10 protein-coding genes are annotated in these 11,192 nt (G+C 40.6%); all 10 read right to left on the bottom strand.

The features are described from left to right. Nucleotides 1-102: 102 nt before the first annotated feature. Nucleotides 103-480, bottom strand: a complete 378-nt coding sequence (locus Q1V93_RS03430; RefSeq protein WP_300661473.1) for a hypothetical protein — start codon at nucleotides 478-480, stop codon at nucleotides 103-105. A gap of 33 nt (nucleotides 481-513) precedes the next feature. Next, the gene (locus Q1V93_RS03435; RefSeq protein WP_300661475.1) at nucleotides 514-1,989 is read right to left on the bottom strand and encodes a hypothetical protein; all 1,476 of its coding nucleotides are present in this window, start codon (nucleotides 1,987-1,989) and stop codon (nucleotides 514-516) included. Nucleotides 1,990-2,042: 53 nt separating this feature from the next. Beyond that, entirely contained in the window at nucleotides 2,043-2,780 is a 738-nt protein-coding gene (locus tag Q1V93_RS03440; protein WP_300661477.1) for a hypothetical protein, read from the bottom strand. 107 nt (nucleotides 2,781-2,887) lie between these two features. Further along, nucleotides 2,888-3,283, bottom strand: coding sequence for a hypothetical protein (locus Q1V93_RS03445; RefSeq protein WP_300661478.1), 396 nt, complete (start codon nucleotides 3,281-3,283; stop codon nucleotides 2,888-2,890). A 107-nt stretch (nucleotides 3,284-3,390) separates the two neighbouring features. After that, complete coding sequence (locus tag Q1V93_RS03450; protein WP_300661480.1) at nucleotides 3,391-4,140, bottom strand: hypothetical protein; 750 nt, start codon at nucleotides 4,138-4,140, stop codon at nucleotides 3,391-3,393. Nucleotides 4,141-4,254: 114 nt separating this feature from the next. Then, nucleotides 4,255-5,586, bottom strand: a complete 1,332-nt coding sequence (locus Q1V93_RS03455) for a DUF58 domain-containing protein (RefSeq protein ID WP_300661482.1) — start codon at nucleotides 5,584-5,586, stop codon at nucleotides 4,255-4,257. Further along, nucleotides 5,586-6,704 (bottom strand): MoxR family ATPase, encoded by a 1,119-nt coding sequence (locus Q1V93_RS03460; protein ID WP_300661484.1) that lies wholly within the window; start codon nucleotides 6,702-6,704, stop codon nucleotides 5,586-5,588. The genes Q1V93_RS03455 and Q1V93_RS03460 overlap by 1 nt, the downstream gene beginning before the upstream one ends. Continuing rightward, nucleotides 6,701-8,389, bottom strand: coding sequence for a hypothetical protein (locus Q1V93_RS03465; RefSeq protein ID WP_300661486.1), 1,689 nt, complete (start codon nucleotides 8,387-8,389; stop codon nucleotides 6,701-6,703). The genes Q1V93_RS03460 and Q1V93_RS03465 overlap by 4 nt, the downstream gene beginning before the upstream one ends. Further along, a complete protein-coding gene (locus tag Q1V93_RS03470; protein ID WP_300661488.1) occupies nucleotides 8,389-9,273 on the bottom strand; it encodes a hypothetical protein in 885 nt (294 codons plus the stop codon). The genes Q1V93_RS03465 and Q1V93_RS03470 overlap by 1 nt, the downstream gene beginning before the upstream one ends. Then, the coding region (locus Q1V93_RS03475) for a stage II sporulation protein M (protein ID WP_300661490.1) at nucleotides 9,266-11,192 on the bottom strand (1,927 nt) is incomplete at its 5' end. The genes Q1V93_RS03470 and Q1V93_RS03475, both read right to left, overlap by 8 nt.

Consider the following 11,192-nt stretch of genomic DNA (forward strand, 5'->3'; position numbering starts at 1 on the left):
GTTTTGTGAATCAAATTCAATTTTCTCTACCAGAAAGGTAATGAGTTCATCCAGATTTAAATAATCAGCTTTCCACATATGTTCATTCTTTCTATCCGAATCCTATTTTTTGCTTCCCCGGTACTTCCAGGAAGCATTTCCGCCTAATCCACCACTCGAACGTGTAATGTAGATGCTATCTTTTTTGAACAATACTTCGATGTAATTGTGGGCATTCCCTTCGTAATATTCTTTTTCTTTCCACAGTGAATCAATCGGAATGGAAGTTCCCAATACGATTACATTTTTGCCATTTTGTTTTATTTCAAGATCTTCCTGATAGGTAGAATCACTAGTTGATGGCGTCATGTCCCAATAGTGATATGCTACTTTGCAGGAATATGTTCCTGATAATTTTTTTGCACGATGTTTATCACAGCCTGACAGCAGCCCAATGGATGTTAACAGGATTAAAAGTTTAAATGTGATGTGAGTTTTCATTTTTTGCTTTTATCTGAGATTACTTCTAGCAAATTACCCTAAACCATTTATCTGTTTCAAATGCTGCTCCACCTGGTATTTATTAAAATTATCCCATTTAGGGGCAGAGGTGGTTTTTTGACCGACCATCGGGTCGATGCAGGTGTTTTCGTCTTTGTATTTTCCATGCAATACAGCCAGGATTTTAAAGAAGAATTCGTCCAGCATCCCGATTGTGTCAAATTCGGTTTTGAATGAATTCAGGTGTAACAAATCCAAAACTTCGTTCTTTTCGGATTCGGTTATTTCCGTCAAATGGCCATTTTTTAGCGATTTGAAAACTAAATTGTTCCAGACCACGCTGTCGTGTCCCCAGCTTACATCCGGAAGATTTAAAGAGTGCTCACAGATTAAAATAATCGCGAGAAGGACATCATTTAAGTAGCTTGCAGGGAATTCGTCGAAGCTTCTGAACTCGAAACCGCTTTGATACATTTTTTCCTGGTTAAAATCCAAACCGATATCAGAAAGCAATTCATAATCCAGTTCTGATTCCACCTGATCCCGCCACCAAATATTTTCTTCTTTGTCAAACTTTAAGAGCTTTCTGAATTCTTCTACCTGGTAGGTTAGAATCTTTCCTTTGGCCATCGCTTTGTTGAAAGTACCAACTCCGGTGTAGCGGGACATGGCGTTTCTCATGGAGCCGGAAGCGAATTTTTCTTTTAGATCATACTTCGTACTCATTGCTCCCATAATATCCGGGCTGCCCAGTGTTGCTATAAAGAATGGTTCGAACCATTGCAACAAATAAATGGCATTGGCGTGTATTTTATCGAAACCGGGATAATCTATGATCCTGCTGTTTTCTGTTAACGTTGGCAACGTAATGTGAAAATGATACGTTCCATTGTTAAACAGAACCAGGTGTTCCTGGTTGGACATAAACATGTTGAGCCCGATGTTGTAATTGGGAAAGCTTAACTTCCCGTTTAGCACCGATGATTCATTGATTTTATCGATGAATAATTTTTTCGTAGCTGCCAGTTCATCACAAGAATCGGAGATTGTTCTGTTTTCAAAGTATTTTGTTACAAATTCAATGGAGTCGCCGTCAAAGTTTACAGATCCCATCGGGTTGTTTTTTTGAGTGAGCATACTTTGAATATTGTACGGCTGAGTTTCAAGAAAAGCCTCCAGAATTGATTTTCCAAGGTATTCCGGATTGTCGACCGGTGGTTTGGTCGTTGCTAAAGTCTTGTGTTGGTAATTTAAATCCAGTTTATCAAGCGAATGACTATTGATCATCCGACTCACCGTATAATTTTTGTTTTTATCCAAAGCATTTTCCAGAACATCTGCCAAAATTCCAGATTTGTAGCAGGTTCTGTAATCAATGCTATAGCGTTCACAACCGATTTTTTCTTGTATAAATGCACCAGAAACACTGAGTGATTCTTCGAATTGCATGTAGGTTTCGTTTTCTAATCCAATTCCCCAGTAATATTTGTGTTTCTGATTTGCTTTCATTTATGTTAATCGGATTATGAACGTATTTAAGTGTTTGGCTGAGCAATGTTTGTTTAATCATGGTAATAGAAAACATGCGAGGAATACCGCTCATGATTCCACCAGTCTTTCCGTGCTTTCGAAAAGTAGTTGTAATTCAATTTTCCTGCCTGTGACTGCAAGGGATAAATCACCACTCCATTTTCCCGGTATGCTTTTTTGGTGTTGGTTTCCGGAACAATGGGTGCAATGTGCCCCGAAAGTCCTCTGATTTTTCGTTTGGCACAAATCATTCCAACACCACCTTCGTTATTTACTTTCTGTTGAATCTCATCCAGGTCGGTCATTCGTTTCCAACCGAAACTAGCTCCCCATTTTAAAAGCCAGTCGTGGATAGCACTTGAATAGATTCGTTCAACGGTTTTGTCAAAAACGGGTACAACTTCTTCTCCGTTTAACACTTTTTCGAGCGATTCATCCGTCCACCAAACAGTTGGTAGATAAACCCTGGAGAAATAGCAAAAATCATACGCATAGACATTGCAATAAGTGTCATCCGGGGTTCGCTGATACCTCAAATTGTGTTTCACATCCAATGTGTCAATCAACTGACGAATGCTTTCCCTTTTGGTCTCAGGATTGGTCAAATCGCGGTAGGGAATACCGGAATCACTGAGCGGATGAGGTTTTTCGAGCATGGAATCCAGGCGAGATTCCGGGCTCGGCAATAAATGAGCGCTTTTTATGCGCCTGTCCGGTGTCGGATCATCGACAAGCGTTATTGAATGAGTTGCTGTCCTTTCTTTTTTCATTTTGGCCGTTTTGTAATTACGCGCAATGATTGCCACAATGTGCGTAAAGGTACACTTTCAAAGTGAATTGGGGTTTAGGGTTGGGAAAAGGAGATGTATTTCAAGCATTATTTAAGAGAAATTGAATGTTTCGTCTTTTTGTTTTTTTCATAGACCTCTTTAAAATATGCTGTTTGATTTGTTTTCACATATAAGTCTTTTTCACCGATGAAAGTGTCGAGTATTTTATAACGAATAACAGAGTCATTTTTAAATTTTACAAATACCCAATATTTAGGAAGCGCCTTTCTTAACCCCGCTGGCGAATCCATATTGATGATATCTGCAAATTTGGAAATTTGTTCTTCATTGAATTGAACAGAGATTGTATCATGCAGGTTTTTCTTTATTTCAGCAATTTCAATTTCTGTTTGGTCAATTTTAGGTAGACGATTGCTTTTACGGATATTGTTTCCTAAGCATGAGAAAAGGATTAGTGATAAGAACGAAAATAGTGCTTTCATTTTTGTTGCTTTTAAAGCCTTCAGAGAAATACAGTCTTCTCGATTGTGGTTGTTCTACCTATTGCTTTTAGTTGATGTTAGTGGTACAGTTACTTGATTTAATTTGACTACTTGCAAATTTTTAACTTTTGAGAAATATCTTCAGGGATTTCCTCTTCCATTATTAAATAGGGCTCAGCAGCTCCATGATATAATTTACATGCCTTATTTTGTTCACCAATTTCTTCGTAAACCGATGCTAGCATTAAGCAAAAGTTAGTTCCTAAAAATTCCCCTTCATTTGATAAATCATGTTGTTTAACAAATTCTTTTAGTTCCTCCTTTTTACCAGCAAGATTAAGTGTTTCTATTTTTAATTGTTCTGCCGCCATGACATCAAAATCAGGAAGGTTTAATGCGTAGTTTGCTTCATTTTCAGCGAGATCAAACTTACCCAATAACAGATAGATGTAACCACGATCAATTCTATAATAGTCTTCTTTCGGCTCTAATTTTATCGCTGTGTTTATATGTTCTAGAGCTTGTAGTATTTTCGTTGTGTCTTCCATATAATTATATCGAAGTAAACGACTTAAGCTAGCATGAGCTGCAGAGAAATTAGCGTCTATCTTTAAAGACTTTTCAAAGTTTTCGATAGCTTTATCATTATCTCCTTTTAGATCATATACACTGGCCATCATCCAATAATACCATGGTTCATTAGGAGCATTTTTAATTGCCTTATCTAGTATTTTAAATTTTTCATTAAACGGAACGCTTTCCAGTTCTTCATAAAAATCAACAAATTTGTCAGGTAATGTTTGTGCAGCTATTTGAAAGCTGAAAGAGATAGATAGTATAAATATAAATTTTCTCATGATGTATTTTTCGATTTTACTTCAGTTACTTTGGCTCATTTAAGCGCTGGCTTCTAAAATACAAGAGCGTCTGTAGTATTCGTATCTTTTGAAATTAATGGAAATTAGGCGCTTCTAGATCACCCCCTTCGCCTTCAACTCCAAATACTTATTAATCGAATTAATGGACAAATCTTCCGGCTTGGAAAGAATGGTTTGGATTCCGTTTTGGCGCAATTCGCGGGCAATGTTCCATTTCACGTTCGACATTTTGTCGGCAACCGTAGCTTCGATCAGTTCTTTGTGCGTATGAACCGGCTGTTGCGCCAATTCCTGCAATTCGTTGTTCTGGAAGAAGATCACGACCAAAACATGTCGCTTGTTCAAGCGCTGAAGCATCGGCAAGGCTCTGCGCATAGCGAATTCGCTTTCGAAATTGGTGTAAAGAAGCAACAAGGAACGTGTTTTGACCTGCTTACGGATCGTTTGGTACAGCAACTCAAAATTTGCTTCCTTGAACAGTGTTTTCTGATTGAACAGACTTTCGAGAATGCGTTTCAACTGACCTTGATTTCGCTCTGCCGGAACGATGGAACCCATTTTATCTGAGAAGGTAATGAGTCCGGCGCGATCTCCTTTTCGAAGCGCGATATTGGTGAAAACCAGGGTAGAATTGATCGCATAATCCAGCATGGTCATTTTGTGAAATGCCAGCTGCATTGGCCGGCTTTTGTCAATCACGCAATAAACCGGTTGTGAACGTTCTTCCTGGTATTGATTTACCATCAGTTCGTTCTTCCGGCTGGTTGCTTTCCAGTTCACTGTTCGAACGTCATCACCCTGTACGTAATTGCGGATCTGCTCAAACTCACTGGTATTTCCGATGCGTCGCACTTTTTTGATTCCCTGGGAAACCGTTTGCTGATTGAATACCTTCAATTCGTACTGTTTCATTTGCAGAACAGAAGGATATACTTCGATGGTTTCTACCAAAGGAATAATGATGCGTCGTTGAGCCAGGAAAAGGGTCGAGCGTACGAAAATAACGACATCCCGGAATTCGTATTCACCGCGTTCGGTAGGAATAAACGAATAGGTGAAATCTTTTACTTTTTTCGGAAGCAGGACCACGTTCCAAACCCTGGAACGCTTTTGCATGAAGAGCGGATAACCTTCATAGATACCAACCTGGAGCGGTTGAGCGGTTTGATTCAAAACTGAAACAACCACTTTGTTTTCGTCTCCGAGGTTCATGCGCTGCATGTATTTACGCTGCACACGAATCGGTTCTTTAAACAGGTTTACAAGCAACACATCCAGAATCAGGGCAAAAAGCAACACAAAAAGGATTGTTTTACCGATAACTCCAAGGAAGGGCGCAAAAAATGCTCCTCCGACAAGCACAATTCCAACTCCTGCAACGAGGAAAAAGAAACGTGTGAGATGTAAACTTGCGAGTAATTTCATTAACGTGGAACTTCAATTGTTTGAACAATTTCGCGAATCACTTCTTCGATATGCGTTCCTTCCATTTCAGCCTCAGGAGTCAGAATCAAACGGTGATTCAATACATGGATTGTCACAAACTGAATATCATCCGGCGTCACGAAATCTCTTCCGCGAATAGCAGCAAAAGCTTTCGCAGCTTTCAAAATAGACAAAGAAGCACGCGGAGATCCTCCGAGGTACAACTTGGAGTGATTACGCGTTTTGTTTACGATTTGAGCAATGTACTGGATCAAACGGTCTTCAACAATGATCTTTTCAACCACTGACTGTACTTTTCGAAGTTCGTCGGCTGTAAATACGGCTTTGATATCTTCCAGATCCGGAGCTTTGATTTGTTCTTTGTATCGCGTCAGGATCAACGTTTCTTCCTCCAATGTAGGATAATCCAGTTTGATCTTGAACAGGAAACGGTCTAATTGCGCTTCCGGCAAATTATAGGTTCCTTCCTGTTCAACCGGGTTTTGTGTTGCAATGACAAGGAAAGGGAAGGACATGTCGTAACGGATTCCGTCATAGGTAATTTGTCGTTCTTCCATGACCTCGAACAAAGAAGCCTGGGTTTTCGCAGGAGCGCGGTTAATCTCATCAATCAATACGATGTTTGAGAAAACCGGACCTTTTTTGAAATTAAATGAGCTGTCTTTCATGCTGAAAACCGATGTTCCGATTACGTCGGAAGGCATCAGATCCGGAGTAAACTGGATCCGGGAAAAATCTACGTGAAGTACTCGTGAAAGCGCTTTGGAAGACAAGGTTTTTGCAACTCCGGGAACACCTTCAAGCAAGATGTGTCCGTTGGAGAAAATTCCCGCCAAAAGCAATTCAATCATTTCGGATTGCCCGATCACGTATTTGCGCATTTCTTCGCGAACACGGTTCACTTTTTCTGCAACCCAGATCAATTCGCTTTGGTCGCGCTGAACAAAGGAAGTTGTTTCTTCTGTTTTTAGTGCAGATTCTTCCTGAGACAAAAGACTCTCTTGCTCTTGCGGAGCAGCATTCGTTGAAGATTCGTTTGACTGATCTTCGTTGCCTGGCATGAATGCCGCTAAATCGTCATTTCCTTCCTGGATCATGATTTATGAAGTTTAATGAATTCTACAAATTGATTCAAAGCAGACTTTGCTCTTTTGGAAAGCAAGCTTTGACGTATAATAAACGTGTTTCCATCTTCACATTCGAAGACAACACGGTTTTTTTCAATCGTACAACGAATCGTTTGATTTAAAGAGACAACCCGTTTTCCGGCTACCAATCCATAAATCACAATCTCGTTCGCTTTAATTGTCACCACCGGAATACGAATGTACCGGGATGCAAAATAAATCAGGAACATTGCCGGAATCACGAACAGCATCCCGATTCCTCCTCCTAAAGTAAGAAGATACAATCCGCGCATCAGTGCAAGCAACCCGTTTAACAGGATAAACGCACCTACAAACAGGGATTTGTCCAATGAAATCTCTTTATCGGATGCTACGAATTTTTCCGTCGGATGAATGATTCCCGTTCCGATATAAAACTCCCGGATTTTTGCATAAACCATTCCCAGGTGCCGGTTGTCGACATTGTTTTTCCGGGAATCCAGGCTTTGAACAATATCCGTAATCTTTTCAGAATCATACGGAACTTTCGCAATCAGTTTCTCTAAGTTTTGTTCCATGTTTTCCTTGCGGGAAAGGTCCACGTAAAAATGCTTATTGATCGTTGCGTAGAAGTTCTTTCGCATCACCTGCAACACTCCGATCGGGGAGTTCCGGGAAATGTAAATGGAGCTAAGCGTTTCTACAAATGCCAGCGACATGTTTCTTTTTCCGGTATAACCAGCCAATACTTCTTCCTTGCGTTTTGCCCGGAAGAATACATAAAGTAAGAGCAGGAAGATGAGTAAGAGGAATGCCAGACGCAGTGCCGGATTTTTGAGAATAAACTGAATGAGCGAGTTGTCTTCTTTTTCGGCACCGTCAGATTCTGCATCCTCGTTGGAAATGACCTGGAAATCGTGCACGTTAATTCCACACGTGAGGAAGATGACCGGTTTGTCTTTCGGAATTTTATTCAAAACGAAGCGCGTATGTGCGTATCCGTTCGGTTGAATGACCTGATAATTTTCAAACAAATCCGGAACGGAATGGAAGTGAACTTTCCCTTTGTGATGTTTTTCGTAGAATGCGATCGGGTGTTTCATCGCAAACAAGTAAGAACGGTAGTTTGTGTCAATGATTTCCGTTTCTGAAAAGGCATACCAATCTTCATTGATCGTGTCATTTTCGTATACATGGTAGAAAGGAAGCGTTGTATCTCCTACCCAGGCAAAAAGCACTTTGCTGTAATCCCAGTAAAAGGCATTTTCTTTAAAATGTCTTTGGTATAAATTGTTTGTAATGTGATTGAAGCTGATAAAAACAGTTGCTCCGCTGTCTGCATAATGTATGATCGAATCGTAGGCTTCGTCTTTCAACCCGAAATCATCACCGATGAATAAATACGTTGCTTCCTCGTGATTTGGAATCTTTTCCAGGTCGGACCAGTATTTCAGATTGTAAATGGAATCTTGCACATGAACATCCAGCAAATCCATGAAAAAGGCAATGTTTCTCGGGTTTTTATCTTTCAGGTCATAAACCTTTTTCCAATCTGAGCTGAATTGTTTCGGTTTGTGTTTGGGCGTATTATTCGCGCCGGCGCCATCCAAAAACCAAACCACCAGTCCCATGAAAAGTGCGAATGCCAAAAATGATATGATAACTTTTTTGTTCATCAGACGTTTTCAATTTTTTGGAAAGCAGCTTTTAGCTTTGGTTCGATGACTGCGTAGCTTTTTGCATCAATGGTATAATCACCATACCAAACCAGGTCGTAAATGGAAACAATTTGCTCAAATTCTCTTGCTCCGGGTCTTCCCTGAATTTCAATGATGTAATGCATATTGGTTTTTTCCCTTTTCCAGAAAATCCATTTGCGCTGAATCAACTCCTTCATGGCAAACAAGAAATAAATCCGGACACATTCTTTGTAATTTCCTTCATTTGTAGCTTCATCCAGGCGCAATTCCAATTCGGTTTTAGTAATTTCTGCCGGATTCAGGTCTTCAACCAATGCTTCGAACGGAATGGTTTTTACTCTCGGGCTTCTGTTCTTGACCATGAAATAGATTAGAATGGCAAGAGCAATGATCAGAACGATGATTCCGAGCCATCTCCAAAAATCACCGGAAATATCCGGTCCGTCCAAATTCGGCCCTTTCGGAGCATCGAAGTCCGGAACGTCAACCGGTTGGGAAGGTTCAATATTCGGATCTTCCTGGATGGAACCTGTTCCGCCATCGCCGTCACTTCCGCTTTTTCCCTGTTCCAGATCTTTCGGAGAATACGGACTTCCCTGGTAAGGCTTGGTTGTTCCGTTTGAACTTCCGTAACCTGTCGAAGAAGATTCATTGATCGAGGAAGGGCTCTGATAATTATCGGATTCCGGACCTTTATACTTTTCGGATTGTTTGTATCCGTTTTCTTCCCGAAGCTGAACCCACTTTTCACGGGTACCCGGCTCCTTGTCCTTTTTTGCTCCATCACCGGAAGGATTGCCCTGAGCGGAAAGCACCAAAGGAAACACAACAACAGCGATATGTAAAAGCCACTTAATCAAAATCCAAAGATGTTTCCTGGTAACGCTTGCGTTTTCCAAAGTTGGCAAATTGTTTTCTCAAACCTGTTGATTGTGTTTGTTCCTGTGAGGTATAGAAAAGGAATCCCATCATGATCACAAAGAAAGGAAGTGAGAATAAAATGAACGCGATATACACGATCTGGCGGGCAATATTTGCCGGAACCATGAAATCAGTAGTGTAATAGCGGGAAACATTTTTGATGAAATCGGCTAATTTATCCAAAAAGTCTTCCATTGCCGGTTCGCGCATGAAATTTACCTCCTGGTAGCTGAACACAGCAGCAATTGGCTGTGCGAAAATGAATAAAACCAAACTCATCAGGGAAATCCCGAGTAACACATTCCCATAATTTTTAGCGCTGTATCTGAACCCGTTTCCGAAACGTTTTCCGAACGACTCTTCTCCTAAAACAACAGACGGAGCCTGAAGCCAGAAGAATGGTGCGACAAACAAAACGAGGAACATCCAATACCATGGAAGGTAAAATAAGATCGCGAAAAGAAAACTCAGACTCAGCCAGGTTCCCGGCAGTTTTTGAAGCATGAACTTTGTGAAAGCTTTCAGGTCGGCTCTTTGCTCCTGGTTTTTAAAATGATAAAGGATCGAAAGCGTAAAAATGCTCAGGATAATCGTCCAGAGGAAAGTTACTACAACATCACTGATAGATTTGACATCAAATCCCATGATGATACTTAACTGGGAAGCCCAGTCGTATTCGTATTGATGCGTCAAATCTTCGTAGCGAACCAAATCCTGGAAAATAACAACTGCGATAATGATCGGAATCGTGAATACCAGGTTGTAACGCATGATTTTTCCGATGTGAACTCTGTAAAAGGAAAAGGTGTCGGAAAATATTTGTCCGAAAGTCCGGATCTTATTCAGGTCGAATACGTTCACATATGTTTTGATCGGAGGATCACTTTCATGTACTAATTCCGGATGACGTCTTGCAACGATCATCGGGTAGATTATGTAGTAGAAAATGATAATGGAAAAAGAAATGGTAATGATTGCCCATTTGGACCAATCTGCCAATTCCTGGTAGTTATGAGTCACGAAACTTTCCAGAAACCCTGCTGCAATCAAAAACGGAATCAGCGACATCATGATCTTTAACCCGCGTTTTGCTGAAAGTTGCAGACTTTGTAAGCGCGTATACGAACCCGGAAACAATAACCCGTTTCCAAGCGTAATTCCTGCCCCGCCTGCAATGGCAATCGCACTGATCTCAAATGCTCCGTGAATCCAGATTCCTAAAAAAGAAACAACCAGCAACCCTTTCAGATGGAAGAAATATTGAAATGCTCCCAGCATGATCGCGTTGTTGAAAATCAGGATATGTGTACCGATGGTGAAGAGAATTCCGGCAATGAAGGTGTAGAAGGCCACCGTGATATTATTAAGCGTAATATCAAAGAACATTTTGATTTGTGTGCTGCTGTGATAAACTCCCAGCGGGTCTCCTTTTTCAATGTTTTTCAAAGTCATTTCAACGTATCCGTCTCCCATAATCATTCGTGGAAAATCAGGATTGAAATGTGTGGAAATTGCTCCTACGAGTGCCCAGAAAATGAAAACGAACAGCGCAAACAAGAGGTTTTTGCGGGATCTGTAAATTTCCAAAGGAATGGAGACACGCCAAACGGAAAACAGTTTCTTCCAGGAGTCTTTTCGTTGTTTGTGAACGAGATTGTGTATTCCCTGTGCGATTTGATTCAGATAAACGCGAACCGTCCGTTTGTTATAGAACGTTTGAGCATAACTCAGATCATCCGTGATATCGGAATATAAGTCTGCAATTTCTTCAGGATCACTGGTTTGATTTGAAGCCAAAGACTGGAATTTCTTCCATTTTTCTTTGTTTTGTTCTATGAAGGAGGTTTCTTTCATCTGG

Origin of the sequence: Fluviicola sp. (assembly GCF_030151805.1) — a bacterium.
Classification (GTDB): domain Bacteria; phylum Bacteroidota; class Bacteroidia; order Flavobacteriales_D; family Crocinitomicaceae; genus Fluviicola.